Origin of the sequence: Flavobacterium rhizophilum, assembly GCF_046000485.1 — a bacterium.
Taxonomy (GTDB): Bacteria; Bacteroidota; Bacteroidia; order Flavobacteriales; family Flavobacteriaceae; genus Flavobacterium; species Flavobacterium rhizophilum.
The window spans coordinates 86576-113027 of the sequence record NZ_JBELQB010000004.1 but is presented as its reverse complement, the minus strand read 5'-3'; the positions used below and the strand labels follow the sequence as shown (position 1 = coordinate 113027).

General features: G+C 37.1%; 26 protein-coding genes and 1 tRNA gene. 8 read left to right on the top strand and 19 right to left on the bottom strand.

Going from position 1 to position 26452, the window contains the following annotated elements; genetic code table 11:
* The 8 genes from ABS768_RS06315 to ABS768_RS06280 all read right to left on the bottom strand — a co-directional run bounded on the left by ABS768_RS06315 (window position 1) and on the right by ABS768_RS06280 (window position 6321).
* A complete protein-coding gene (locus tag ABS768_RS06315; RefSeq protein WP_408074126.1) occupies window positions 1–999 on the bottom strand; it encodes a CBASS cGAMP-activated phospholipase in 999 nt (332 codons plus the stop codon).
* Between the two features lie 24 nt (window positions 1000–1023).
* Entirely contained in the window at window positions 1024–1695 is a 672-nt protein-coding gene (locus ABS768_RS06310) for a hypothetical protein (RefSeq protein ID WP_408074125.1), read from the bottom strand.
* Window positions 1685–2722, bottom strand: coding sequence for a hypothetical protein (locus ABS768_RS06305; protein ID WP_408074124.1), 1038 nt, complete (start codon window positions 2720–2722; stop codon window positions 1685–1687). Before ABS768_RS06305 ends, ABS768_RS06310 begins: the two co-directional genes overlap by 11 nt.
* A gap of 82 nt (window positions 2723–2804) precedes the next feature.
* A complete protein-coding gene (locus ABS768_RS06300; RefSeq protein WP_408074123.1) occupies window positions 2805–3194 on the bottom strand; it encodes a hypothetical protein in 390 nt (129 codons plus the stop codon).
* A 342-nt stretch (window positions 3195–3536) separates the two neighbouring features.
* Window positions 3537–4568 (bottom strand): hypothetical protein, encoded by a 1032-nt coding sequence (locus tag ABS768_RS06295; protein WP_408074122.1) that lies wholly within the window; start codon window positions 4566–4568, stop codon window positions 3537–3539.
* Between the two features lies 1 nt (window position 4569).
* The gene (locus tag ABS768_RS06290; protein ID WP_408074121.1) at window positions 4570–4851 is read right to left on the bottom strand and encodes a hypothetical protein; all 282 of its coding nucleotides are present in this window, start codon (window positions 4849–4851) and stop codon (window positions 4570–4572) included.
* Between the two features lie 200 nt (window positions 4852–5051).
* Complete coding sequence (locus tag ABS768_RS06285) at window positions 5052–6104, bottom strand: hypothetical protein (RefSeq protein WP_408074120.1); 1053 nt, start codon at window positions 6102–6104, stop codon at window positions 5052–5054.
* A complete protein-coding gene (locus ABS768_RS06280) occupies window positions 6064–6321 on the bottom strand; it encodes a hypothetical protein (protein WP_408074119.1) in 258 nt (85 codons plus the stop codon). The genes ABS768_RS06285 and ABS768_RS06280 overlap by 41 nt, the downstream gene beginning before the upstream one ends.
* Before the next feature lie 118 nt (window positions 6322–6439).
* Between ABS768_RS06280 and ABS768_RS06275 the strand changes: the two genes are divergently transcribed.
* Complete coding sequence (locus ABS768_RS06275; RefSeq protein WP_408074118.1) at window positions 6440–6673, top strand: helix-turn-helix transcriptional regulator; 234 nt, start codon at window positions 6440–6442, stop codon at window positions 6671–6673.
* On the opposite strand, the gene ABS768_RS06270 is transcribed toward ABS768_RS06275, so the two are convergent.
* The 7 genes from ABS768_RS06270 to ABS768_RS06240 form a co-directional block, all read right to left on the bottom strand.
* Window positions 6670–7818, bottom strand: a complete 1149-nt coding sequence (locus tag ABS768_RS06270; protein WP_408074117.1) for a site-specific integrase — start codon at window positions 7816–7818, stop codon at window positions 6670–6672. The genes ABS768_RS06275 and ABS768_RS06270 overlap by 4 nt on opposite strands.
* Window positions 7819–8357: 539 nt before the next feature.
* Window positions 8358–8434 (bottom strand) — tRNA-Asp (locus ABS768_RS06265).
* 128 nt (window positions 8435–8562) lie between these two features.
* On the bottom strand, window positions 8563–9489 hold the full coding sequence (locus ABS768_RS06260) for a DUF58 domain-containing protein (RefSeq protein WP_408074116.1): 927 nt from the start codon (window positions 9487–9489) through the stop codon (window positions 8563–8565).
* Window positions 9490–9519: 30 nt separating this feature from the next.
* Window positions 9520–10671: a hypothetical protein gene (locus tag ABS768_RS06255; RefSeq protein ID WP_408074115.1), complete on the bottom strand. Its 1152-nt coding sequence runs from the start codon at window positions 10669–10671 to the stop codon at window positions 9520–9522.
* A gap of 17 nt (window positions 10672–10688) precedes the next feature.
* On the bottom strand, window positions 10689–11384 hold the full coding sequence (locus ABS768_RS06250; RefSeq protein WP_408074114.1) for a hypothetical protein: 696 nt from the start codon (window positions 11382–11384) through the stop codon (window positions 10689–10691).
* Window positions 11374–11931 (bottom strand): RNA polymerase sigma factor, encoded by a 558-nt coding sequence (locus ABS768_RS06245; protein WP_408074113.1) that lies wholly within the window; start codon window positions 11929–11931, stop codon window positions 11374–11376. Before ABS768_RS06245 ends, ABS768_RS06250 begins: the two co-directional genes overlap by 11 nt.
* Window positions 11932–12078: 147 nt before the next feature.
* The gene (locus ABS768_RS06240) at window positions 12079–13140 is read right to left on the bottom strand and encodes an NADH:flavin oxidoreductase (RefSeq protein WP_408074112.1); all 1062 of its coding nucleotides are present in this window, start codon (window positions 13138–13140) and stop codon (window positions 12079–12081) included.
* A gap of 144 nt (window positions 13141–13284) precedes the next feature.
* Here ABS768_RS06240 and ABS768_RS06235 point away from each other — a divergent pair, with 144 nt between their 5' ends.
* Window positions 13285–13635, top strand: a complete 351-nt coding sequence (locus ABS768_RS06235) for a winged helix-turn-helix transcriptional regulator (protein ID WP_408074111.1) — start codon at window positions 13285–13287, stop codon at window positions 13633–13635.
* A 61-nt stretch (window positions 13636–13696) separates the two neighbouring features.
* On the opposite strand, the gene trxA is transcribed toward ABS768_RS06235, so the two are convergent.
* From trxA to ABS768_RS06215, 4 genes are all read right to left on the bottom strand, one after another.
* Window positions 13697–14014, bottom strand: a complete 318-nt coding sequence (gene trxA, locus ABS768_RS06230) for a thioredoxin (protein ID WP_035134421.1) — start codon at window positions 14012–14014, stop codon at window positions 13697–13699.
* 118 nt (window positions 14015–14132) lie between these two features.
* On the bottom strand, window positions 14133–18632 hold the full coding sequence (gene dnaE / locus ABS768_RS06225) for a DNA polymerase III subunit alpha (protein ID WP_408074110.1): 4500 nt from the start codon (window positions 18630–18632) through the stop codon (window positions 14133–14135).
* Window positions 18633–18875: 243 nt separating this feature from the next.
* A complete protein-coding gene (locus tag ABS768_RS06220; RefSeq protein ID WP_408074109.1) occupies window positions 18876–19211 on the bottom strand; it encodes an RNA recognition motif domain-containing protein in 336 nt (111 codons plus the stop codon).
* A gap of 151 nt (window positions 19212–19362) precedes the next feature.
* A complete protein-coding gene (locus ABS768_RS06215; RefSeq protein ID WP_035134425.1) occupies window positions 19363–19833 on the bottom strand; it encodes a DUF6252 family protein in 471 nt (156 codons plus the stop codon).
* A 232-nt stretch (window positions 19834–20065) separates the two neighbouring features.
* Between ABS768_RS06215 and ABS768_RS06210 the strand changes: the two genes are divergently transcribed.
* From ABS768_RS06210 to ABS768_RS06185, 6 genes are all read left to right on the top strand, one after another.
* The gene (locus tag ABS768_RS06210) at window positions 20066–20602 is read left to right on the top strand and encodes a 30S ribosomal protein S16 (protein WP_408074108.1); all 537 of its coding nucleotides are present in this window, start codon (window positions 20066–20068) and stop codon (window positions 20600–20602) included.
* A 14-nt stretch (window positions 20603–20616) separates the two neighbouring features.
* Window positions 20617–21147, top strand: a complete 531-nt coding sequence (rimM, locus tag ABS768_RS06205) for a ribosome maturation factor RimM (protein WP_035134429.1) — start codon at window positions 20617–20619, stop codon at window positions 21145–21147.
* Between the two features lie 71 nt (window positions 21148–21218).
* On the top strand, window positions 21219–21926 hold the full coding sequence (locus ABS768_RS06200) for a tRNA1(Val) (adenine(37)-N6)-methyltransferase (RefSeq protein ID WP_408074107.1): 708 nt from the start codon (window positions 21219–21221) through the stop codon (window positions 21924–21926).
* A gap of 155 nt (window positions 21927–22081) precedes the next feature.
* A complete protein-coding gene (locus tag ABS768_RS06195; protein WP_408074106.1) occupies window positions 22082–23260 on the top strand; it encodes an acyl-CoA dehydrogenase family protein in 1179 nt (392 codons plus the stop codon).
* 94 nt (window positions 23261–23354) lie between these two features.
* Entirely contained in the window at window positions 23355–24140 is a 786-nt protein-coding gene (locus tag ABS768_RS06190; RefSeq protein ID WP_408074105.1) for a DUF3050 domain-containing protein, read from the top strand.
* Window positions 24141–24262: 122 nt separating this feature from the next.
* A complete protein-coding gene (locus tag ABS768_RS06185; RefSeq protein ID WP_408074104.1) occupies window positions 24263–26320 on the top strand; it encodes a M43 family zinc metalloprotease in 2058 nt (685 codons plus the stop codon).
* Window positions 26321–26452: the final 132 nt, after the last annotated feature.

Sequence of the window (26452 nt, the reverse complement as noted above, 5' to 3'; positions counted from 1 at the left end):
TTAATTTGTTTTATATAGTTTAACATCTTTAAAGAACTCAGCTATTTCTTGTTTCTTTCGCCAAATTATACCCATATCATTACCCTTACCTTTCAACAAGTCTAAAGACTTTTTAGTAGCCTTATCAAGGTGAACAATACTTTGTTGTTCAGGCGATAAATATTCACTAGGAACTCTTACATGGCTTACAGGAATAGAATTAATCTCATCAACTTTAGACATAAAATATTCATTAAACTTCGCTTGTCCAGTCATCATAGACTCAAATAAATCATTTTTCCAATGCCTAAAAGAGCGAAAACGAGTCAATCCCGGTTTACGACCAGCAGTATTAGTTAAGCTACTAATAGAAAGCATTTTTACCTCATCAAATTCTTTATCCTCATCTTCGCCAACAAAATAAGTTAAAGCCTCTATAAAGCCTACCAAACTGGGATTATTACCCCAAATTCCCCCATCTACAAACTGTTTATTATTATAATATTCTATTTCCGCTAGAGGAAAGTACGTTGGCGCAGCAGAAGTTGCAAGAGCTACATCAACGTATAAAGCTTTATTATCTCTAGAAAGATTACCTTCCTTATGATCATACTTAAAGATATAGGGACGGGCATCGGTTAAAGAATAGCTAGGTATACATAGAAGATTATTAGACTCTTCAATTTTTGTACTTCCAAAAGTCTCTTCAAGGGCTTTCTTTAATTCTATATCAGAATACTTCCCTCTCCATACCAATTGCTTAAATAAACCCACGATTTTATTTTGATTTGGAAAAATTCGCCCTCCTTTCTCAATATATAAATTACTAATCTCAGATGCTGGTATTTTCAAAGAGAGCGCTAAAGCTAATATCCCCCCTGTAGATGTTCCACAAATCATATCAAAATAATCTGAAACACTACAACCGTATTCTTCTTCAAAATGTTCTAATATCGTAGAAGAATATAGCCCCTTTATACCTCCACCGTCTATCGATAAAATTTTAAACACTCTTGCCATAATTTTTAAGTAAAAAACAAATATTTAGATTTCAATTTTATCATACAAAACCCCTTTCATATACTCGCCTAAAGAACTGAACAGAAAGAACAGGTAAATACAAAATCTTAACAATAGTACTATTATTACACTCTTAGAAAATAAAATCAAAAGGTTTCTAATACAATACCAAACACTTTTTAAATCAATATCTTTCCAAAGAACAAAATCATACTGTTTAACATCCTTTAAATAACTTTCATCAAAAATTAAAGTTATTGACAAAAAAATTATAGCGACAAAAGCTATAATTAAAGTTTCAAGAAGAACAAAAACAAATCTTCTACTAAAATTCCTAGTACGTATAAAATTAGGTTTTAAATTAAGTTTATCTTCATTAGTTTTTACTTCATCATCAAACCTCTGCTTATATTGTATAAACTTATCAAATACTAAAATTAATATTGAAACAAAAAGACCAATAAAAATTGACAAAGATGTCATAATAAACGTCGTAATATTTTCCCTAAAAAAGCTAGGAACAAAAACGGATATACCTAGTCCAAAAAGAAAAAAGAAAAAATTAGATTTTAATATTTGAGCAATTGATACAGGCGGAGACTCTATCTTTTTAGATAATAATTCATTATTTCTCCACTTATAACTCTCATTTAAAATCTTTACAATATTCTTCCTTATATAGGAACTAATTTTCATCTAAATCAGTTTCAGGATATATTTCAGGAATTACATTTTCCTTTAGAGCTCTTTGGGCAAAATTTTCTAACTCTTTCCACACAGGAATACCATTTTCTTTAAGGGTAATATGATTTTGCAAATATATAGTAGCTCTAATAGATAAAGTTTCGTCATCCAAACTAAACATAGTTGGATTTGCCTTTACTCCACTATCATCTTTAATATAAGCATTTTGTTTAGCAAAGCTTTCTACTACTCTCGGTTCATTTCCAGGAACGTTTATTTTAATCTTCCTAAGAGCCTTTTTCCACAAAGGCAAACTTTGTATCCCCAGATTATTATCAGAAGAGGAAATAATTAACTGAACAGTAAATTTACCCGTAGATTTAACATCATCATCTAAATCAGAAATTAAATATTGGTTAGAGAAGACAAACTTTTTTATCGAGCTATTTTCCTTAAATTCTTTTTGCATTACATCAGGCATAAACTCAAACAAAGAAGCCTTCAAGGATACTTTTTCAACTTTAAATACACCTTGAACAAACGGCTTAAATACATCCGCAATTTGGTCAGAAGTATAGTTCTGTAGTATCAAAACTCCAACATTTTGGTTTAAAGGAGTATACAATAAAAAATAGAAATCATCAAGCAATATATTATTACTATCAAGCTTTTTATTATCGCCTGAAGGGTTATTTAAATCGCCTTCTTCTTTACCAGTATCATACGCACCGCCTTTAACTCTGCCATGAATGATAGAGCTTTCTCTCCCAAATTTTATAGTTTTCTCAGCGTCCTGTTTATCACTTTTCACGTAAAACGCTTTCTTCTTACTATTATTTACTCTAAACCTATTATCCAGTTTTGACAATATGGATTCATAAAAGGTATTCATTAAAACCTGGTTAGTCGGAACTTCTTCTTCATCAGGATTTTTAGCGAAATATAGTTCAGTAAATATTTCTTTGAAGGTTATTTTTTCATCAGACTTAGTACTATTAAGAATGATCTTAAAAAATTCAATTTTAGGATTTCTCGCCATTGTAAGGGTGGTTAATTTTAGAACGAGAAAATTACAATTTTTAAATTATTTTAACAAAAAAAAGATTTATAAATTAATTATTCTATTTTTTCCCCTCCAAATACTCTTCCCATAGAATAGCCTTATCAACCATTATATTTTTTTCAACAAAAGAAAGACCTTCTTTATTAATTTGTCCTACCTTAGTAAAAGGAGACCATTCATTTCTTTTCAATAATTTAGCCTTAACAAAGTGAGTATTATTATACTCAAAACTATACTTTTCCCCTTCAAGGCTATATTTAACAACATGTTCCTCCAGTAGTTTTATATTTCCATAACCACTAGATTTAGTCAACATGACACCAACAAAAAAATTCTCGTCCTTATTTTCAAGAAAAAGTATAGGATGAAAGGCATCACTATTTTTTCTACCATAAAGAACATCTCCTTTCGTAAATTCTACAATTATTTTTTTATTAATCTTCCTCATAAATATATTTAAGTAAATATACATTTTACCGTTTAGAAGGTCACAAAAATTAGTTGAAGGTTGCAGATAGAAAAACAGCAACATCTCTAAGCAACGATTTAAGCAACTTTAAAAACACAAAGCTCAATTATATACTTAAATAGAATTTAAAGGCAGGAAATCAACCAAAAACAACATCACCAAGCACTTTTAGACAAATTAAAATAATAAGTCTTATTGCATTTGTACTAAGCCCGGTTATTTATACTTTTTCATAGCCGGGCTTGTACCAACGCGCTTAAAATTACTTATACTCTTTTATACCTACTATAGAGTTTATAGCTATTATTACTATTTAGCTATTTAATTAATATTACTCTTATTATTATAATGACGTAGACTGTCAGCTTTATTTTCAAACCCTATTAACAAGCACTCACGACGATTTATTTCATCTTCAACATACTTCATAAAAGTCTTAATCATTTTATTCATCCGGTAAGTTTCATTAGTCCCTACATAGGTTTCTTTCATTAACTTGATAGCTTCATACATACCTATTTCGCGCGTGTATTTATACTTCAGGTATTCTTTTAATTCAGAACAGGTCATTTCTTTTACAAGTTTTTCCGCCGACAGCATGTCTACAAACTTTATCGCTTTTAGGTATTTTATCACCTGGCTTAAAATTAAGTTCCAGTTTTCAATCAATTGTCCTACGGTAGAAGCATTTTTTTTATAAAAAGCTACACCTGAAACCTTATTAACATTAACCTCAAACCTTAAAAAATATAGCTCGTTTTTAACCCTATCCTTTATCCTAATTGGAACTGTTCTTCCATTAACACGTCTTTTACCGGAAGTCATTTCAATATATTTGTCATAGAAAACAAACTTATAGTTCGTGCCTTCAAAGTACAACGTCGTCCCATGCTCTTCTCTACGTTCAAAACTACGATACCATACAAAACAACTATGTATATCACGAAAATTATTCTTTAGCAGTACCGTGAGTCCTGTTTCCAGTTTAGTAACTCTCCCAAGCAATATCTCGTATTCCTCCACACCTAAACTTTGCGCTAAAAGTTTCAGGCTCTTTTTAAAATCATCAGGTCGCAAATTCTGACGATTATTATCACCAATAAACCATTTTCTTATACTACCACTAACACGAAGCCTAAAAATATCAGCCGTATCATCATAGCGTAGACTTAGGGTTAAGAAAAATTTATCCTTCCCCGGTCTTCCATTATAAATTTTCCTTTTAAAATAATGATACTTTTTAGGCAACGGCTTTTTACCTTCTTTCGGCTTAGGGTAATATTGAAGCCACTCCCGAATTTTATTTCGGGAGGGCTCAAAGTAATCGATATAAAATGTAATATTATCGTACATACTACTTCTTCATTAAAAATTTCTCAATTTCACTCCTTTTAATACGCCTTGCGCAATTCACTCCTTTTTGGACAACAGGAAGTCCCATACCTCTAAATTTTCTAAGTTGCTTTTCACCTATCTTAAACTCTTCTTCTAAATCTTTAGGAGTAAGCCAGTCTTTGTTATACTCTGGTAGTTCTAACAATTCAGCAACTAATTTTTCTAGTCTTAGGTGTGACTTTAACAAAGCACCTAGAACTTTGGCGCTAACTTCAATCTTTTCGTCGTTAATTTTTTGCATGATATTAAAATTTAAAACGGGCGGAATTACCCGTTACTATTTACATTAATACCAGTCCAAGCGAAATTTTGTTCGGCAAAAAGGCAACTATTTTGTGATATTTCTACAAAAAACACATAACAAACACAAAATCAAATATTTAAAAACACAAAAAAAAGCACCCTAAAGAGGTGCTTTATATTTTCCATAAAACAAAGTTTTTATTTTAAAATTGCCTTCTTTTTAATTAATCGTTCAAAGCGAATTTTATCGCCTTCATCATTAAGCAGGTATTCATCATTAGGATCAGCTTCATGATAATAAACAGTCCCGTTTTCTTTCACGATGATTTCAGAAAGCTCAGTAGAAGTTAACTCTGCACAGATATAGAAAGTAAAAGGGCTAATCAATAACTTCCCCCTGTTATTCTTAACAGTATAAGTTTTAACGTTCCCAATACATCCATTCATAGGATACTGTAGTATAGTCAATTCGTCGGCACCATCATTATTCAAATCCCCCTCATTGATTAATTTAAAATTACAGCATCCTACTTTTACAGGAAGCATATTTTTATCTGAAAATTGTATCTCATACTCATCGGGTGTACCCTTATCAATAGGATTGCCTTCGCCTTGATTTACTAAAACTCGATAAGCATACTCATACTTACCATCTCCATTAAAGTCTCCATTAATTTTTTGCTCTTCAGGATTATACTTTTCTTCAACTACCGGAGGTAGCTCAATTTCTTCATTATTTACATCAGAAGAAATATCTCTTTCTTTTAGATTAACCGGAGTATAATTACCCCAAACCGACAACTCACCATTATTTTCTAATTCAGACTTTACAAAAGGAAAATGCAAGTTATTTTTAATAATATATCTCATATATTCGTGATACCTAAAATCAAATTTATCACTCTTTCTAGCTAACTCAAGAAGGGTATAATCTTTACCATAGGAAATAAATGTATACTGGGCATCCCTAAAATATTCAGGATTTTCCTTTAGTATAATTTCAGGCAATTTTAATTCTAAATATTCCCTTATATAAATAAGCTCTTCGCTTCTATCAGCAAATTTAGTTTCAGTCAAAGTATCCAAATCAATTACGCTGCTTGTAGAAGCATCTTCTTCTACTAAACCTCCTCTATCATCTTCGTTTCTAGAAACACCATTACACGAGAAAAAAAGCATTGAAATCGCTAGTATTATAAAACGTTTCATATCAATTAACTCTATAACGGTTTCTAAGCTCTTCTTCTTCAATGATACGTTCGTGACGTTTAGCATTCGTTTCTCCCAAAAGAAGTAAAAACAACATCGCTAAAAAAGGCGAAAAAATTAAGGAAAATAAAAACCACCCGATAGCACTTCTACCCCTACGGTTAGCCATTTTTACAGGCACAACCAACAAGACTACCACAATAGTTATAATAAACAATAACAGCAAAAGACCTCCTAAAGATAATTGAGCTCGTTCCATAAATTTTAAGTTGTAAGGTTATTCATAATTTTTAGCTAAGATATAAAAATAATCATACTTAAAAGTTGTACTCTTAAAAGAGGTTCATTTTCAAGCAATTTCTAGCGAATTTCATCCGATGGATAAACTAGATCAACAGATTGAGATAAAGACGTCACAGATAGCAGAAAAGATAAAGACTCTCAGAATAGAAAAAGGTTTCACTAGTCATGAAACCTTTGCTTACGAGTACGATTTTAATAGAACTTATTACTGGAGAGTTGAAAAAGGGCAGAATATTACTTTAAAAACTCTTCTAAAAATTTTAGCTATACACAATCTATCTTTAGAAGAGTTTTTCAAAGGTCTTTAGTTAAAGGATATATCCTTCAAAATATCTTTTAAATTTTCAGGTGTAGCATGACTATAGCTAAACGATTGACTTATCTTCTTATGCCCCATTAAATAAGCTATATAAAATACATTAACATTATTAGCCAACAATGTAGCGCCAAAGGTGTGACGCCCAACGTGGGACGTTAAGTTCTTTTCAATCCTAGCCTCTTTAGCCAAAACTTTCAAATCAACGTTCAAATCTTGGTTACAAATATCAGGTAAGATTTTTTTAACCGAATTTAACTTAGCTCTCCTCAAGTAAGGATAAAAAATCAGCTTAGCATCTTGATTCATAGGGGTCTCCTGCCTATTTCCGGTCTTTCTATGATTAAAACAAAGCATTTTATTTTTATAATTATCAATTGTTAAATCATAAGCATCGCTATATCGTAAACCTGTGTAACAACAAAATAAAAAGAAGTTTCTTGACTCACGTAAGCGCTCATCATACGCAGATAAATCCAGTTTTGCAATTCGCTTCACCTCAGCAGGGGTCAGAAAAACCTTTTTACCTTCAGGACATCTAGCCGTAACATCCCTCCATGAGTCATCCCTAAGTAACTTAAGCTTCATAGCTTTACCAAGCGCAACTTTTAAGAACTTTATCATATTATAGGTACCACTGCCAGTATCATCCAGAAAGTCTTTAAATCCTTCCATAAAAGCGTAATCTATCTCTTTAAACCTTAACTTTGGACTATACATTCTCAATTTTTTTTCTAAAGTCAGATACTTAGATTGAGTAGACTTTCTAATCGTCTTAAAGTGGCTTTGACAGAAGGAAGCGTAGAATTTATAAAAATCAACCTCACGATCAGCCTTACCATTCCAAAAGTTAGAAATAGCTTTTTGACTTAACTCATTTCCGTCCGCTAACTCCTTTCTAATAAAATTTAGAATATCATTTTTCTTTTGAAGAATTATACTATTTACATTACCATAACCCTTAGCAGTAACACGCTCTTTTTCCTTGTCCCATAGCTTTTCTGGTATATATTCCGATAACGAAAGCTTTTGAGTAAGCCCTCCGCTATAAACAAATAAGTAAATCGGAGTCAAGCCGTCTTTTCTAATTTTATCTTTTCTTAAGCCAGCTTTTACAGTATAATAATCATGTTTCATTTTGAAAAAATTTATAATTAATACTTCCAGTAACTCCGGAAAGCAAAATTTCAAGCCCTGTTTTACAACGCTAATTTATAAATATTTTCTTACAAAATAAAATTCAACACACTGATTTAGTGACAACTAACAAAAAAATAACCGAAATATTAAGTTATATATACAACAAATAAAAAACTCTCAATCTTAACCAATAACAAATCACGTCCTAATTGTTACATTTAAAACACTACTTTAGGCAACAAAAGACAATAGAAGTAAACAAAACTTATCAAAGCCCATAAACAAAGGGTTTACATAAAAAAACAGGGGAAGTAGTAGGGGTAAAAAAAGAAGCAAACCAAAGCAACAAAAAGCAATATTTTGTGTCCCTTTTTTAAAAACGAAAAGCCTATAAATCAAAAAAGCCCTCCAATTTAATGGAAAGCCTTTCATTCGGTTTAACTACTAAACCAGCCCGTTAGGGCAAACAACACAACTAATCTTAAATGCTTTGAGGCGAAAAAAGCCCCGCAATTGCGAGGCTACTTCTCCTTTACTGGCGGTCTGGACGGGACTCGAACCCGCGACCCCATGCGTGACAGGCATGTATTCTAACCAACTGAACTACCAAACCAGCGTTTTTAATAAAACCGGCGCTCTGTGAGTGCCGTTGTTTGTTTCATTATTACGGGTGCAAATATACGGCGCTTTTTGACATTTGCAAGCCTTTTGAAAGAAATTTTTAAAAAAATATTTCCGTTTTTAGCCAAACTTTTGTTTTTCAACCAAGTATGTAAGTAAAATTTTTTCAAATTTTTCGTCCACCGAAACCGGAACATACTTAATACGGTACTGCATACAGGTCTCCTCTATTTTCCTAAAATAGTCGGCTATCCTTTTTTCGTACTCTTCTTTTATATTTTCGGCAAACAAATTTACCTGTTCCCCTGTTTCAAGGTCTACGAATTTGCGTGGAGCATTGTCAAAATCAAAACTGAATTCAGTTTTCTTATCCATTACATGGAAAAGCACCACCTTATGCTTGTTGTGCTTTAAATGCCTTAGCGCATTAAACAATGCTTCGTTATCCTCGGCCTGGAACATATCGGTAAACAATATAATCATAGACCTCCTGTGCATCTTCTGTGCTATTTGATGCAAATAGGTAATTGTATCGGTGTTTTTGGCTTCTCCCGGTTTTTGCAACACATCCTCAAGTTTATTTAAAAGCATCCTGTGATGCCTTCCACTACCTTTCTCGGGCGCATAAAACTCGTATGAATCAGAATACACACTTAATCCTACCGCATCACGCTGTCTTTTTAGCAAATCTATAAGCACAGCCGAAGCCAATACTGAAAAACCTATCTTATTCTCATAAAACGGCTGTACGTCCTTTAAGGCAGGATAATGCATGGACGAAGAGTTATCCAGTATGATATGACACCTCAAATTAGTTTCCTCCTCATAGCGCTTAGTATACAGCCTGTCGGTTTTCGCAAACAGCTTCCAGTCTATATGTCGGGTACTTTCCCCGGGGTTGTACACTTTGTGTTCAGCAAACTCTGACGAGAACCCGTGAAACGGGCTCTTATGCATACCGGAAATAAATCCTTCCACAATCTGATTAGCCAAAAGCTCCAGATGCCCAAATGATGATATTTTCTCTAATTGCGATTCTAGCTTCATATCCCAAATGTAACGAAAAAAGCGGAGCCTTTACAAATCGAGTCTCATTCCAAAAGACACAGCATGTTCCTTATAAGTGGAATTCTCAAAAATAGGATTAAGCTCATATCGTGCAAAAAAACTAACTGCCCCAAAGCCTATGTATCCATCAATTCCGTAAACAAATTTGTTTAAGTTATAGTCTGCCCTATTTTTGTCTACTACCCTTTTATCGTCCACTTCATACTGTAGTCGCTGTACAGCTCCTGTATTTAGACCAACATAACCTCCCAAACCTACTTTAAAACTGGTAGAGGTATCGTACCTGAAATAATCCTTGTATTCTTTTTTCTTAGACGGACCAAACTCAAGATGTACCGGCACAACAAGGTTTTCTGTTCGTAGGAAACTGTTTTTAAGTTCATACGGAAACTGCTGTACCATTGTTTTACCATTATCATTTACAAAATACTTGTCCTTCCCCGGAGAGTACATACTAATTTGGTACGACAAACCATAAGACAGCCTGAAATAATTTGAATCTTTTAAAAGTCTTGTTTTAAAAGCCAGGCCTAACTCAAACCCGCTACTTCTCCAAAATTTATAACTGTCACCTATGGTTTGCCCGTCACCTACAGCATTTACAAAACCCCATTTCAATACTACATCTCTGGTAGTACGTTTATCATATTTTGTTTTCCTGTCAAGTCCTTTAAAATCCAACCCCAGTAAAAAACTTCCTTTCTCGTCAACTACATTACCAAACCCTAAAGCGATATAAGCCCCTGTATTGGGTTTGTAACTATACATAGCCATATCCCTTTCGGTAAGTGCTATTTGGTTATCTATAATAGCTATCCTGTTATCTATATTTAATGCCGATCGTTTTGCCGCTTCCTTTTTAAGGGCTGTAGCCTTTTCCTGATTTATTTCTCCCTTCTCAAACCTCTTGTCTATTTCAGCAATTTGCTTTTTAAGCTCAAACTTTTCGTTCTCAATAATATTCTGTTTTTCTTCCTTAAGATCATCCAGCTTGTTTTGTTTTACCCTTGCATAATATTTTTTTTCACGTTCATCCAGTTCGGCCTGTTTTTTCTCCTTTGCGGATAATTCTTTTATAGTATCATTACCTGTTTGAGCCTTAACTTTAGGCAAAAAAATCCCTGTCACCAAAAAGGCGATACACAATAAGGTGCGTTTCATAATTTAAAAAATTGAGGTTATTGTTTGTCTTTTACAGCTATGCGTATGGTTTTATGTTTAAGTGAAAATATACTCATAGCCTTTTCACGGTAGTATTCATCCATTTCAGCTTCCACTTCTTTCAGCAGAGCGGTATCGTTTGTAGTATTAGATAGATTTTTATTAGCTGCAACATCTTTTACAGCCTCTTTTAAAAGCATATCGGTTTCCTGCTCATAAAACTCGGCTTCATCTATAGCCACAAGTTCCTCTATCGGTTCAACATGTAAATTGAATTCGGGTTGTTTTCCCTCTATCAAAGCCTCTGAATCAGCTACTGAAACCACTTCCTGTTTTTCAGCAACAACCTCATAACTTTGTTTTTTAATCTCAAGCTCTTTATAAGCAACTACCTCGGGCTGTTTTATTTCTACAGATTTAGTGACAACAGGCTCTTCTGATGGTAATACCGGAGCAGTAACCTCATCACTACCTACAACCTGTGGTTCGGTTATAATGACATCGGTTTTATTTTGCATAATGAAAATATAACCTGAAGCCAACAGGAAAAGCACTGCCCCTGCCATATAATACACAAATACCCTTTTCTTTTTCTTTTGGGTTTTACCCTGTTGCCTGTTATGTGCAATACGCTCCCAGGCTTTTGCCGAAGGTGTAATGCTTCTGTTGCCCAGTTTATTGGCCAGTTGTTGTTCCAGGTTCCTATCTTTCATTTTCAATCCTCCTTATTTTTCCAAATTGTTCCTGTAGTTGTTTCCTCGCCTTGAACAATTGTGATTTTGATGTGTTTTCGCTAATGTTCAGCATCTCTGCTATCTCCTTATGGCTGTAGCCCTCTACCGCAAACATCACAAGTACTGTGCGGTAGCCTTCAGGAAGTTTATCAATCAGTAACTGCAGCAGTTCGGCATCCATATCCTGATTATCGGTTATAAAAGGCGACACTTCAACTTCTGATATATCTTCAAAATAAAGCTGGGTACGTTGCCTCAAAAAGTCAATAGCCTCTCTAACCATTATACGCCTTAACCAGCCCTCAAAACTCCCTTCAAACCTAAACCTGCCCAAATTATCGAGCGCACGGGTAAACCCCTGTATCATTACATCTTCGGCATAATGCATATCTTTAATATACATCCTGCAAACACCAAGCATTTTTGCTGCATAGCGGTCATAAAGCTGTTTTTCGGCCCTGCTGTCTCCATGCAGTACCTTTTTAATAACAGCTTCATCAGAAGTATGTAACCGGATAATTTTCAAGCTTTGTTTAATTGGTTTATATCTGAAAGACGGAATTTTTATTCATCAGGTTGCCTGATGAATAAAAATTTTTTTAAAAATACTGAAAATAAAAAAGTCCGAAGCAACGTTGCCCCGGACTCACTTAGCCTGATAAGATAAAAACAATTAATAAAGCTTTTGCACACTAGCAGCCTCAAAAGGCTTTATATCATCAAAGCTTCCCGCTTTTACTTTTTGCACCCATTGCGGATCCTGCAACAGGGAACGGCCTACAGCAACCAAATCAAAATCACCGCGCTCAAATCGACGTAGCAGCTCATCTATTTTACTAGTTTCGGCACCCTGACCTGTCCATACACCCATGAAATCATCTGAAAGCCCTACAGAGCCAACCGTAATAGTAGGCTGACCGGTTACTTTTTTAATCCATCCGGCAAAGTTCAGGTCACTACCATCAAACTCAGGTTCCCAATACCTTCTTTGTGAACCGTGAAAAATATCCACTCCGGCTTCAACAAGCGGCACCAGCCATTCTTCCAGTTCGGCAGGAGTATGCGCTAATTTCACAGTATAATCCTGTTGTTTCCATTGTGAAAGACGAAGGATGATCACAAAATCAGAGCCAACAGCCTCCCGGATAGCCTTAACCACATCTAGTGCAAAGCGGCTGCGCTCTTTTAATGTTTTACCTCCATACTCATCGGTCCTGTGATTGGTTTCAGCCCAAAAGAACTGATCTATCAAATAACCGTGTGCTCCGTGAATTTCTAATGCATCAAAGCCTAAGGCTTTTGCATTTTTTGCAGCCTCGGCAAAGGCATTAATCGTAGCTTGTATATCCTGAAGCGTCATGGTATCAGGACTCTCAAGCGGAGCTTCCGGCAACCATGGTCCAGCCTGTGTATTACCCACATGCCATATTTGCGGAGCAATTAACCCTCCGTTATTATGAACAGCCTTTGCTACCTTACCCCAGTTTGCCAAAGCCTCCTCCCCGTAGAAATTAGGAATATCTTTCATATTCTTAGAGGCAGGCCTGTTTATAACCGTACCCTCGGTAAGTATAAGTCCCACACCGGCAGCAGCACGGCGCGAGTAGTAGTCGGCTATCTGTTCGTTAGGCACACCATCTGTGGCAAAAGCACGGGTCATCGGTGCCATTACAAAACGGTTTTTAAGGGTAAGTCCTTTATATTGAAACGGATTAAAAAGGGCATCTAAATTCATTTTCCTGTTTTTAATTTTTTAAGGTTCTTAAATTATTTAGCTATGCGAATAGCACTATTATCTAAATAGTTACACAAAGTAACTGATAATAGTTTACTTTTGTAACTATTAAGGATTTAAAGTGGTAACCAATAAGTAACCATTATGGCAAGAAATATTTTTAAATACAGCGACTGCCCTATGCACCGTTCTATGGCGATACTGGGCTCTAAATGGAAGCCTATAGTGATTTATGCATTAAGAGAGCGCACAGCACGTTTTGGACAAATACACGCCATTATAGGCAGTATATCAAAAAAAGTACTCACCACCACATTAAAGGAACTGGAAGAAGACGGTATTTTGAACCGTACCGAATACAAGGAACTACCTCCAAGGGTAGAATACAACCTCACCGATAAAGGGCGTACACTTATCCCTATTATCATACAACTGGCAAAATGGGATAACGAACATTATGAAGAAAAAAGGGAGAAACTGGAAAAAATCTCTTAACCCTATAAAACAAAAATCCCGGGCATGGCCCGGGATTCATGTATATTGTTACAAAAACTGATTATAGTAACGCATCAATAGCATCAGTATAAGTTTGCTTTGGAGCAACACCTACCTGTCTTCCAACAACTTCTCCGTTTTGGAATACTAATACAGTTGGGATGTTTCTAACACCATATTTAGCAGCAAACTCCTGGTTAGCATCTACGTCTACTTTACCTACAACAGCTTTTCCGTCATACTCTGAGCTAATCTCTTCGATGATAGGACCTACCATTCTACAAGGACCACACCATGCAGCCCAAAAATCTACCAAAACCGGTTTATCTGATTTTAATACTACTTCGTCAAATGTAGCATCTGTGATTTCCTTTGCCATATTATTATATATAAATAGTTAAGTTTATAAAGAACAAAAATAGGTATAAATATTTAATTGAAAAGTGAAACGTTTATTAGTTTTAATTATGAATAAATAGACGTAACCTATCAAAAATTTAATTTAGCTTAAAATTAAGTTGTAACTTTTCAAGTTCATGCAAAAGCTCGTTTGAAATTTTAACCTTCAGTTTGCGGCTTGGCATGGTTACCTTAGTTACTACCTGTATATCTTCTACATCTGTCATAACGCTTTCAGGCATTTCGCCATCAAGCTCGGCTTCCGCCTCACCATCAAGTTGCTCATCGGCTACGGCAGCTACCTCAACTTTACGCTTAATGCGTTCCAGCTCCATTACCTCAAACTGTACCGAATGATCTCCCTTGTTATGCATAAACAACTCATTTAAATGAATAATTAGTTGTTCCTCTAGTTCGGTAATATTAAACTGTATAATCAGTTTTTTAGCAAAAGTGGTAAGCACATCCTGAAGGTACTGTATAGCGATAAACTGTATTCTTGGTTCACCACGTTTCCCTTCGGCATTTACCCAGCCTTCACGCACCAGTATCTTCATATAAGTAAAGTTATTCGGAATAAGGAAGTGCCTGAACTTCAAATACTCCTCACCATAAATACGGAATTCATAACTCTCGTCATATCCTTCCAGCATGAATGATGCCCAACCCTTACCGTTTTTAGCTATACGATGCTGTACGTTTGAAATAATCCCTCCGAAACTAAGGTTCTTACTCACGTGTTGCTCCAGGTTTTTTAAAGCATCAAGCCTGGCATTACAAAAGTATTTCATCTCAAACTTGTAATCGTCCAGCGGGTGACCGGATATATAAATCCCTACTACCTCTTTCTCTTTAGCAAGTTTTTCCATAGTACTCCACTCCTCACATGCCGGAATTACCGGTTCGGGTATCTGTACATCGCTCGACTCACCAAAAAGACTCACCTGAGAGGAATTCTCATTTTCCTGATACTTGGCCCCATAACGTATTGCCTTTTCAAGGAAAGTAATATTATCCCCCTCCTCATGGTGGAAATACTGTGCTCTTTGAGTATCGGTAAAACAGTCAAACCCTCCTGCCAGTGCTAAATTTTCAAATGCTTTTTTATTGGCGGCACGTAAATCAATACGTTTAGCCAAGTCAAATATAGATCGGTATTTTCCGTCTTTACGGCTCTCAACAATGGTATCAACAGCACCGGCCCCCACACCTTTAATTGCGCCCATACCAAAACGTACCGCACCCTGATCGTTAACCGTAAACTTATAGAACGATTCGTTCACATCGGGCCCAAGTACCTGCAAGCCCATTCGCTTACATTCTTCCATAAAGAAAGATACCTGCTTAATATCATTCATGTTATTGGAAAGTACTGCCGCCATATACTCTGCCGGATAATGCGCCTTTAGGTAAGCCGTTTGATAGGCAACCCAGGCATAACAGGTAGAGTGCGACTTGTTGAAGGCATAACTCGCGAAAGCCTCCCAGTCTTTCCATATTTTCTCCAGTACTGTGGCATCATGCCCTTTTGCGGCAGCCTGCTCCACAAACTTGGGTTTCATTTTATCCAGTACGTCCTTTTGCTTTTTACCCATCGCCTTACGCAGTACGTCGGCCTCACCTTTAGTAAAGCCCGCCAACTTTTGCGACAGTAGCATTACCTGCTCCTGGTATACTGTAATACCATAGGTTTCCTTTAGGTACTCCTCACAGGCTTCAAGATCGTATTTGATTTCTTCCTCCCCGTTTTTCCTCCTAACGAAACTCGGAATATATTCCAGCGGTCCCGGACGATATAATGCATTCATCGCAATAAGATCGGCAAATACAGTAGGCTTTAGATCCTTCATGTATTTTTGCATCCCCGGCGACTCGTATTGGAATACACCTACGGTTTCACCGCGCTGGAAAAGCTCATACGTCTTTTTATCATCTATCGGGAATTTATCCGGATCGAGATCTATATCAAAGCGGTATTTCACCAGCTTTACTGTATCTTTTATAAGGGTTAGGGTCTTTAACCCCAGGAAGTCCATTTTAAGGAGCCCGGCACTCTCAACTACTGAGTTATCAAACTGAGTAACATACAAATCGGAATCCTTAGCCAGTGATACCGGAACGAAGTTCGTAATATCATCAGGTGTAATAATAACACCACAGGCGTGGATACCCGTATTACGCAGTGATCCTTCCAGCACCTTAGCCTGCTGTATGGTTTCCCCGGCTAGGTCTCCGGCATCTGCCATACCTATAAGCTCCTGTACCTTTTCAAACTCTTCCGAACGTAATGCACCCTTAAGCGCATTAGGGTCAAGATTAAATATCTTGGCCAGTTTCATGTTCGGGATAAGCTTGGCAATCTTATCAGCCTCAAAAAGAGGCAGGTCAAGCACCCTTGCCGTATCACGTATGGACGATTTTGCTGCCATGGTACCGTAGGTAATAATCTGCGCTACCTGGCTCGCCCCATATTTATTGATTACATAATCCATTACACGGCCACGACCCTCATCATCAAAGTCGATATCAATATCGGGCATCGATACACGATCGGGATTAAGGAAACGCTCAAAAAGGAGATCGTAAGCAATAGGGTCGATATTGGTAATCCCCAAACAGTAGGCTACCGCCGATCCTGCTGCCGAACCACGGCCCGGCCCTACGGAAACCCCAAGATTTCGCGCCTCGGCAATAAAATCCTGTACAATAAGGAAGTAACCCGGATAACCCGTATTCTCTATGGTTTTAAGCTCAAAGTCAAGCCTTTCCCTTATATCATCGGTAATTTCCTCATACCTTCTTTTGGCACCTTCATAAGTAAGGTGTCTTAAAAATTTATTCTCACCGCGTTTACCGCCGTCCTCATTATCTTCTGCTACCTGAAATTCTTCCGGAATATCAAATTTAGGAAGCAGTACGTCACGGTAAAGCGAGTATACTTCTATTTTATCTACTATGTCCTGAACATTAATAATAGCCTCGGGCAAATCGGCAAAGAGTTTTTTCATCTCCTCCCCTGATTTGAAGTAGTATTCGTTATTAGGAAGCCCGTAACGGAAACCACGGCCGCGGCCTTTTGGCGTAGCCAGCTTCTCACCATCCTTTACACACAGTAAAATATCGTGGGCATGGGCGTCTTCCTTATCTACATAATAGGTATTGTTTGTAGCAATAAGCTTAACCTCGTGTTTTTTGGCCAGCCTGATAAGCGAATCGTTCACACGGTTTTCATCTTCCTGTCCGTGACGCATAAGCTCTATATAGAAATCATCTGCAAACTGTTCTTTCCACCACAGCAAAGCTTCCTCTGCCTGGTTCTCACCTATATTTAAAACCTTATTAGGAATCTCACCATACAGGTTACCTGAAAGTACAATTATATCTTCTTTATACTGCTCTATAACTTTTTTATCAATCCTCGGTACATAATAAAAACCTGCAGTATAGGCTATAGATGCCATTTTTGCCAAATTGTGGTAGCCTTTTTTATTTTTGGCCAACATTACAATCTGGTAACCGTTGTCTTTCCTTGATTTGTCTTTATGGTCTTCACAAACAAAAAACTCGCAACCTACAATAGGTTTCATGGTCACCTCGGTGGGTTCTTCACCATTCTCTATAAGTTCCTTGTTTTTTGCTTCGGCAGCCTTATTATGGTTGAGTACATTGCTCACAAAGTGAAATGCTCCCATCATGTTGGCATGATCGGTCATGGCAACAGCCGGCATTTTATGTTTTGCAGCTGCCTTAACCAGGTTAGGCACCGCTATGGTAGACTGCAGCACCGAAAACTGGGTATGGTTATGCAGATGCACAAATTCTACCTCTTTTAAGTCCTGCTTAAGCTCTTCGGTAACATGACTTACTTCCTGAGCACCTTTTAACTTATCAAGGCGTTTCCTTACCTCATCTGAAGCTGCTTTAAGGTTAATGTGTTTTAACCCTATTAGCTGTATGGTTTGCGGATTCGCTTCCTTAAACTCACGATAGTAAGTAGGCGGAACATCCAGCTCCTCAATAGTAAATATTTCCCTTTTAACCAGTTCCAGAAAACAACGTGTGGTAGCCTCAACATCGGCAGTTGCATTGTGAGCTTCGGCAAAAGGTTCGCCAAATAAATATTCGTGAAGTTCGGTTAGCGTAGGCAGTTTAAATTTACCCCCACGACCTCCGGGAATCTTTAGCAGTTCGGCAGTAACCTCGGTACAGGTATCCAGTATCTTCATATCCCCAAGCGGGGTATCTACACCAAACCTGTAGTATTCACTACCCATAATATTAACGTCGAAGCCAACATTTTGCCCTACTATAAATTTGGCCTTCGCCATTGCTTCGTTAAACTTCTCCAATACACCCTCAAGCTCTACACCCTGCTCCATAGCAAGCTCTGTAGATATACCGTGAATACGTTCGGCATCATAGGGAATATTAAAGCCGTCAGGTTTAATTAAATAATCCTGATGCTCTATAAGCTGCCCCATCTCATCATGCAGCTGCCATGCTATTTGTATACAGCGTGGCCAGTTATCGGTATCGCTAACGGGAGCGTCCCATCGTTTAGGTAATCCGGTGGTTTCGGTATCAAAAATCAGGTACATAACCGGTTAATTATTTGGAAGTTAAAAGAAAAGAAATGCCTTGGAGCAACTTTTCAAAATTAAGATATTTAACTTTCAACTACAACCCCGTTAACACATCATACCAATATGTTTTCAACAAACGGTTATTAACTCACAAAAACCTTTGTTTTATTGCTTAACAAGAGTCAATATGTAACCATATAATAAAAAAATCCCGGCATGTTACATACCAGGACTTTTTTATGCAAAAGAAAGCATACTTTAATAACCTCCGCGATTATAACCTCCTCGGTCTCCTCCGCCACGATTATAACCTCCGCCACGATTGTTATTAAAACCTCTGCGATCTCCCTGAGGCTTCGCTTCTGATTTATTCACAACAATGTTACGGCCTCCAAAATCAGAACCATTAAGTCCTTCAATTGCCGCCATACCTTCTTCGTCGTCCGGCATTTCTACAAAACCAAAACCTTTACTTCTTCCGGTTTCTCTATCTGTAATAATTTTTACAGAATCAACCGAACCATAAGCCTCAAAAGACTCTCTTAAATCAACCTCTTTAGCAGAAAAAGGAAGACTACCAACAAAAATATTCATATAATTAATTATTTGTTTACCAATAAGGCCTTGTACAAATGTACTTTTATTTCCCTTAAAAAAATATGATTTATAATATTTAATACATTGTTAATACATATAATTTGTAAAAAAGAAAGCCATCCGTTTGGGATGGCTTTCTTTTTCTATATTATTGGCCTACCGGCTGTATTGGCACTCTGTAAAAAACACCGCTCCTGAAGTTAACTACTGTTCCGTCGTCTTCAACTGCATTAAAACGGAAGGTACCCGTTATAAAGCCTTGGGTTAAGTCGGTATCCTCAGCAAGTATTTCAATTTTTCCATCACCTAAATCAGTACCTGTCTGATAATTCATCTCTATCCCGTCAACAGAAACTGAGTAAGAGGCCTTATTTTGCTCATTCAGACCCAGTTCGTAAACTCCCGGATCTACAGAAGCAGTCCTTAATATAAGAGTTTCAAAACCATTTGTTGCCTGTATGGTAAGTGAATTATCTGTTTCTCTTGTTGCGGTGTACTCTACTGCCCTCCACAATTCATCATCTCTCATTGCCTGTACGGCCGGATTATTGAATTGGATGTCTTCTTCACATGAGGCAAAAGTAACCATCAGCACTAGTAGTGATAAAATCTTTTTCATTATTAATATATCTTAAAGAAATGGTGTATCAAATTTTACAACGACAAAAATAGTTTTTTATGACATATATCCTAATTAAATTATAATAAATCACAATAAAAGTATGTATTTTGAACTTTTTGAACGCAAAAAATCATAAAAATTAACGCAAAAAAAGTTTGTAAGCTAAAGTTTTATATATTTGCACCCTTAATTAACAGAGGTCGGGTACCTCAAACTTAATCTAAAGATTATGCCTGTAAAAATCAGATTACAAAGACACGGTAAAAAAGGAAAACCTTTTTACTGGGTAGTAGCGGCAGATTCCCGCTCAAAAAGAGATGGTAAATTCCTTGAAAAAATAGGAACTTACGACCCAAACACTAACCCTGCAACCATCGACATCAATGTTGACAGTGCTGTACAGTGGTTACACAACGGTGCTCAGCCAACTGACACTGCAAGAGCTATCCTTTCTTACAAAGGTGCTTTACTTAAACACCACCTTGACGGAGGTGTTCGTAAAGGTGCTCTTACTCAGGAGCAGGCTGATGCTAAGTTTGCTGCTTGGTTAGAAGAAAAAGATTCGAAAGTAAACGCTAAGAAAGACGGACTTTCTACTGAGAAAGCTGATGCGAAAGCTAAAGCTCTTGAAGCAGAGAAAAAAGTTAACGAAGATCGTATTGCTGCGAAGAAAGAAGCTGAAGCTGCTGCTGTTGCTGAGGAAACTACAGCTGAAGCTGAAGAAAACACAACTTCAGAAGAAAACACAGAAGAAACCCAAGCTTAATTTGACTGCGATTTATGCGTAAAGAAGATTGTTTCTATTTAGGCAAGATCGCCAAAAAATTCAGCTATAAAGGCGAAGTCCTTATCTATCTTGATACAGACGAGCCGGGTTTGTATGAAAACATGGAATCAGTGTTTGTTGAATTCAACAAACACCTGGTTCCATTTTTTATTGAATCATCCTCAATCCATAAGGGCGACTTTTTAAGAACCCGTTTTGAAGATATAGACAGCGAGGAAGAAGCCGAAAAGATTTTAGGCTGTGAGGTATACCTACCGTTATCCATGCTGCCTAAACTGGAAGGTGATAAATTTTACTTCCACGAAATAATAGGCTTTGATGCCGAAGACCTGCGACTGGGCAACATTGGTAAAATAACCGGTGTCAACGATACTTCTGCCCAACCTCTTTTTGAAATACTTAAAGGTGATATTGAAATACTTGTCCCTATGATAGATGATTTCATTGTGAAGGTAGATCGCGAGAACAAAAAAATTATACTTGACACTCCCGAAGGACTGGTAGACCTGTACCTTGACATATAATTTGTTTCAGGTTACGCACTACCCAACCTTTAATCTTACAAATCTAAATTCTAACATCTCACTTTTAAGAAATGTTCCAGTTTAAGCAATTTACTATCCAGCAGGATCGATGTGCAATGAAAGTAGGTACCGATGGCGTATTACTTGGAGCATGGACACCGGTGAGCAACAATCCGTTTAGTATTCTTGATATTGGAGCCGGAACCGGACTAATAGCTTTAATGATGGCGCAACGCAGCACTGCCGAACAGATTGATGCTATAGAAATTGACGATGACGCTTACGAACAGGCTGTAGAGAATTTTGAAGAAAGCAAATGGGGCGACCGCCTGTTTTGCTATCATGCAGGGCTGGATGAGTTTGTTGAGGAAATGCATGATGAGGAATATGACATTATCGTTTCCAATCCTCCTTTTTACACCGAGAACTACTCTTCTGGTAACGAACAAAGGGACAAAGCACGCTTTACCGAATCACTGCCTTTTGAACATCTTATTGAAGCCGCTGCTATACTACTATCAGAAAACGGTATCTTTTCAGTTATTATTCCTTTTAAAGAAGAAGAAAAATTCATAGCCATAGCTACCGAATTTAACCTGTACCCTGCTAAAATCACCAGGGTAAAAGGCACCCCTGAAACTGAGATCAAGAGAAGCCTTTTAGCCTTTACACGAGAGCAAACCGAAACTACGATTGACGAACTGGTTATAGAAACCTCACGCCATCAATACACCCCGGAATACACTGAACTTACTAAAGATTTTTATTTAAAACTGTAAGCCTCCTTTCCTTTCACGGCTTATTAGGTTTTACAATTCCTCCTATTACTACGGCAAGAGCACTTTCATTTTTACTCTTCTATAAAAAATACAACATTTTTTTATGGAATTGTTACAATTCTTCTTTACTTTTGCCATCAACTAAAACGTTATAAATGAAACCAGATTTATTTCAAGCTCCTGATTACTATCTTCTTGACGAACTATTGTCAGACGAACATAAAATGGTTCGCGATGCTGCACGCGAGTGGGTAAAACGCGAAGTATCTCCAATAATTGAAGATTATGCCCAAAAGGCAGAATTTCCAAAACAAATTATTAACGGCCTTGCCGATATTGGCGCATTTGGCCCATACATTCCTGAAGAGTACGGAGGTGCCGGTTTAGACCAAATCTCTTACGGGCTTATAATGCAGGAAATTGAAAGAGGTGACAGTGGCGTGCGCTCAACGGCATCAGTACAGTCATCTCTTGTTATGTATCCTATATGGAAATACGGTAACGAAGAGCAACGTAAAAAATACCTTCCTAAACTGGCTTCAGGCGAGTTTATGGGTTGTTTCGGTTTAACAGAACCGGATTATGGTTCTAACCCGGCTGGTATGATTACCAACTTCAAGGATATGGGAGACCATTACCTGCTTAACGGTGCCAAAATGTGGATATCTAACGCTCCGTTTGCCGATATCGCTGTGGTATGGGCTAAAAATGAAGAAGGAAGAATTCACGGCCTTATAGTAGAGCGCGGTATGGAAGGCTTCTCTACTCCCGAAACACACAACAAATGGTCACTAAGGGCATCGGCTACCGGTGAACTTATTTTTGACAATGTAAAAGTCCCTAAAGAAAACCTTTTACCAAATAAATCAGGGTTAGGCGGTCCGCTTGGATGTCTTGACTCTGCCCGTTACGGAATTGCATGGGGCGCCATAGGTGCTGCCATGGATTGCTACGACACTGCACTTCGCTATGCAAAAGAGCGTGTACAGTTTGACAAACCTATTGCTGCTACCCAGCTGCAACAGAAAAAACTTGCTGAAATGATTACCGAAATCACTAAAGCCCAACTTTTAACATGGAGACTTGGTGTTTTAAGGAATGAAGGTAAGGCTACATCGGCACAAATATCTATGGCAAAAAGAAACAATGTGGATATGGCACTGCATATTGCCCGCGAAGCCCGCCAAATTTTAGGTGGTATGGGAATTACAGGAGAGTATTCTATTATGCGCCACATGATGAACCTTGAGAGTGTTATTACTTATGAAGGTACTCATGATATTCACCTGCTTATAACAGGACTTGACATAACCGGTCACGCAGCATTTAAATAAAATATAAGTAAAAATTATACGTTTATTTATAAATTCAATTGTTAAAAGCTTCTTTGTCTAAAGAAGCTTTTTTAATTTTGTAAAAAACTATGCTATGAATACAGATACAGTTAACAAAAGTATCCAACCCCAAAAAGACCTTCTGTTAAAACATTCTTTATACAGCAAAGTAAAAACGATAGACGATTTAAAGTGTTTCCTTGAAGGACACGTTTATGCCGTTTGGGATTTTATGTCGCTGCTAAAAGCATTACAGTCAAAACTTACCTGTACCACTACCCCGTGGTTACCGGTAGGAAATGCCGAGATAAGATATCTTATTAACGAGATTGTACTGGCAGAAGAAACCGACATCACCTTAGAGGGTAAAAGACAAAGCCATTACGAAATGTATGTGGATGCAATGGAAGAATGTGGTGCTAATACCAGCGAAGTAAAAGCTTTTTTACAGGATGTGGTTAGTACTCAAAATATTTTTGTTTCTATTAAACAAAGTCACCTGCACGAAAAGATTAAAGAGTTTATCGACTTCACTTTCAGAATTATAGAACAGGGCAAACCACATGAAATTGCCGCTGCATTTACCTTTGGACGTGAGGATCTTATTCCGGCTATGTTTACAGAAATACTTAGAAACTTCCAGAAAAATTTCCCAGAAACCAATCTGGAAAAGCTTATCTATTATTTCGAAAGACACATAGAACTGGATGCCGATGAGCACGGCCCAATGGCAATGCAGATGATAAGCGAACTATGTGGCGAAGACGAACAAAAATGGAAAGAGGTTGAAGAGGCTTCAAAACAGGCTCTTGACAAACGTATTGAACTATGGAATGCCATTGAGGAAAACATTATGCACCACGATATGGCATCTATTTAAAAATTTAAAAAACACTTCAAATCCCGGACTTCAATTCGGGATTTTTTTTTGTTAAAACCTCTTTTAACAGGCTCTTCTATAAAATATTAATGTATTTTCGGCAAAAATTTTAAGCCCTTACAATGATTAGAAAAATTACACACCTAAAAACCGCGCTATTACTGGCTGCAGGTTTATTCTCTATTACTGCTTTTGGCCAAAATAATCCGGTAAAAAAATTTGGTCCGAAATTACCCGTCGTAAAATGTGCTACAACTGAATACGAAAGTTATTTACAGCAAAAATCAGCAAACAGGTTTAGTACTCCGGAATTTGAAGCATGGATTGCTCCAAAAATTCAGGAAAACAAAACTTCAGGCTTTTTAAAGAACGGGCAAACAACCAATCAGGTTGTAACTATCCCAGTTGTGTTCCACGTTATACACAATGGTTCACCAATAGGTTCTGAAGAAAACATTTCTGACGAACAGATACTTTCTCAAATCACTGTTTTAAATCAGGATTACAGAAGAATGGCAGACACTCCAGGATATAATGAAAATCCGGTAGGAGCTGATATGGAAATTGAATTCTGCTTAGCACAGCGTGACCCTAACGGCTTTGCAACATCTGGTATTACAAGACACTACATCCCTACAGATGATGTGTTTGGCTGGGAAATGAATGCGGTTGAAGAAAACATCAAACCACAAACTCAGTGGGATCCTACAAAATACCTTAACATTTGGGTAGTAAGCAATATCTATATAGGCTATATGGGAATACCTGTAGGTGAACTTGCAGGCTATGCACAATTCCCAACAGAATCAGGACTGGAAGGTATAGAAGGAGAAGAAGAATTTCTTGCAGAAACTGATGGTGTTGTATTAGGCCACTTATACTGTGGCTCATCTGACATATACCCTGAAGGCACTTACGATCAGTTTGGCGGAAGAGATAAAGGTAGAACTGCAACTCACGAAACAGGTCACTTCTTTGGTCTTAGACATATTTGGGGAGATGGCGGTTGTAGCGTAGACGACTTTTGCGAAGATACACCTGTAACCGGATATGCTAACAGCGGATGCCCTGAAGATCAGGATTCATGCCCAAGCTCTCCCGGACTTGATATGATTGAAAACTATATGGACTACACTAATGACTCATGTCAAAACGTTTTCACTCAAAACCAAAAAGACAGAATGCAGGCTGTATTAACCAACTCTCCAAGAAGAGCATCGCTAATAACTTCCGACGGATGTCAGCCAGGTATAAGTTATGATATAGATGGTTCACTTAACCTGCTAACTCCAAACTTAGATTGTGACGGAACTATGACTCCTTCGTTCTTAGTATATAACAGCGGTACAGAAGCAATTACATCTGCAACTATTAATGTAGCACTTAACGGAACCGCTATACAAACCATAGAATGGACAGGTAATATTCCTACTGGAGAAACAGTTACCATTACAAGCGAGGATTCTTTCCAACCGGCTATTGGTTTATACGACTTAACTGCAACACTTACTGCTGTTAACAACAACGAAGACAATAACAACGTAAATAACGAAACAAGTACACCTATAGTTATTGAAAATATACCAAATGCAGATACTGAGGAGGTTATTGTAACCATCACTACAGATGATGACGGAGACGAAACAGGCTGGGCTATTTATCAGGGAATGCCTGATTTAAATAACGACCCTTATTACATAGGTGCTCAGGGTGAATATGACGATAATCAAACTTATACCACAACTGTTAGTCTTGATCCTAACCAGTGTTACACTTTCGTTATGCTTGATATGGCTGGTGACGGGCTTGAAACAGGAGGGTACACTGTAACCACATCAGGCGGTGATATACTGGCTGAAGGAGATGGTAATTTTGCTTTGATTGATATGGCATACTTTGGTATTGGCATCACTTTAGACAACGTTGAGTTTGACGCTACATTACAGCAAATAAAACTTTACCCTAACCCGGTTAACAACATTGTAAATATTGCAATGCCAAACAACGAGCTGCCGGAAAGCTATACTATATTCAATAACCTTGGACAAATAGTTGCTCAGGCTAAAGTTAGTTCTCAGTCTAACCTAAGTATTGATGCAAGTTCATACAGCAATGGTATCTACTTTGTAAAAGTTGAGAAGAACGGACAAAGCACTACGCTTAAATTCGTAAAGCAATAATGTTTTAAAACATATCTCTTAAAAGCCCCTTAAAGGGGCTTTTTTTGTATTCATAATTTATGTTATGCTACCTGTTAAAATTTCAGTCCAGTAAAACTACATTCCCCTACAAAAACTTAGAGTGGGCAGGAA

What these genes read in the sequence shown, in the direction of transcription:
- ABS768_RS06315 (WP_408074126.1), bottom strand. Translation starts at nt 999, where the DNA reads ATGGCAAGAGTGTTTAAAATTTTATCGATAGACGGTGGAGGTATAAAG.
- ABS768_RS06310 (WP_408074125.1), bottom strand. Translation starts at nt 1,695, where the DNA reads ATGAAAATTAGTTCCTATATAAGGAAGAATATTGTAAAGATTTTAAAT.
- ABS768_RS06305 (WP_408074124.1), bottom strand. Translation starts at nt 2,722, where the DNA reads ATGGCGAGAAATCCTAAAATTGAATTTTTTAAGATCATTCTTAATAGT.
- ABS768_RS06300 (WP_408074123.1), bottom strand. Translation starts at nt 3,194, where the DNA reads ATGAGGAAGATTAATAAAAAAATAATTGTAGAATTTACGAAAGGAGAT.
- ABS768_RS06295 (WP_408074122.1), bottom strand. Translation starts at nt 4,568, where the DNA reads ATGTACGATAATATTACATTTTATATCGATTACTTTGAGCCCTCCCGA.
- ABS768_RS06290 (WP_408074121.1), bottom strand. Translation starts at nt 4,851, where the DNA reads ATGCAAAAAATTAACGACGAAAAGATTGAAGTTAGCGCCAAAGTTCTA.
- ABS768_RS06280 (WP_408074119.1), bottom strand. Translation starts at nt 6,321, where the DNA reads ATGGAACGAGCTCAATTATCTTTAGGAGGTCTTTTGCTGTTATTGTTT.
- ABS768_RS06275 (WP_408074118.1), top strand. Translation starts at nt 6,440, where the DNA reads ATGGATAAACTAGATCAACAGATTGAGATAAAGACGTCACAGATAGCA.
- ABS768_RS06270 (WP_408074117.1), bottom strand. Translation starts at nt 7,818, where the DNA reads ATGAAACATGATTATTATACTGTAAAAGCTGGCTTAAGAAAAGATAAA.
- ABS768_RS06260 (WP_408074116.1), bottom strand. Translation starts at nt 9,489, where the DNA reads ATGAAGCTAGAATCGCAATTAGAGAAAATATCATCATTTGGGCATCTG.
- ABS768_RS06255 (WP_408074115.1), bottom strand. Translation starts at nt 10,671, where the DNA reads ATGAAACGCACCTTATTGTGTATCGCCTTTTTGGTGACAGGGATTTTT.
- ABS768_RS06250 (WP_408074114.1), bottom strand. Translation starts at nt 11,384, where the DNA reads ATGAAAGATAGGAACCTGGAACAACAACTGGCCAATAAACTGGGCAAC.
- ABS768_RS06240 (WP_408074112.1), bottom strand. Translation starts at nt 13,140, where the DNA reads ATGAATTTAGATGCCCTTTTTAATCCGTTTCAATATAAAGGACTTACC.
- ABS768_RS06235 (WP_408074111.1), top strand. Translation starts at nt 13,285, where the DNA reads ATGGCAAGAAATATTTTTAAATACAGCGACTGCCCTATGCACCGTTCT.
- trxA (WP_035134421.1), bottom strand. Translation starts at nt 14,014, where the DNA reads ATGGCAAAGGAAATCACAGATGCTACATTTGACGAAGTAGTATTAAAA.
- dnaE (WP_408074110.1), bottom strand. Translation starts at nt 18,632, where the DNA reads ATGTACCTGATTTTTGATACCGAAACCACCGGATTACCTAAACGATGG.
- ABS768_RS06220 (WP_408074109.1), bottom strand. Translation starts at nt 19,211, where the DNA reads ATGAATATTTTTGTTGGTAGTCTTCCTTTTTCTGCTAAAGAGGTTGAT.
- ABS768_RS06215 (WP_035134425.1), bottom strand. Translation starts at nt 19,833, where the DNA reads ATGAAAAAGATTTTATCACTACTAGTGCTGATGGTTACTTTTGCCTCA.
- ABS768_RS06210 (WP_408074108.1), top strand. Translation starts at nt 20,066, where the DNA reads ATGCCTGTAAAAATCAGATTACAAAGACACGGTAAAAAAGGAAAACCT.
- rimM (WP_035134429.1), top strand. Translation starts at nt 20,617, where the DNA reads ATGCGTAAAGAAGATTGTTTCTATTTAGGCAAGATCGCCAAAAAATTC.
- ABS768_RS06200 (WP_408074107.1), top strand. Translation starts at nt 21,219, where the DNA reads ATGTTCCAGTTTAAGCAATTTACTATCCAGCAGGATCGATGTGCAATG.
- ABS768_RS06195 (WP_408074106.1), top strand. Translation starts at nt 22,082, where the DNA reads ATGAAACCAGATTTATTTCAAGCTCCTGATTACTATCTTCTTGACGAA.
- ABS768_RS06190 (WP_408074105.1), top strand. Translation starts at nt 23,355, where the DNA reads ATGAATACAGATACAGTTAACAAAAGTATCCAACCCCAAAAAGACCTT.
- ABS768_RS06185 (WP_408074104.1), top strand. Translation starts at nt 24,263, where the DNA reads ATGATTAGAAAAATTACACACCTAAAAACCGCGCTATTACTGGCTGCA.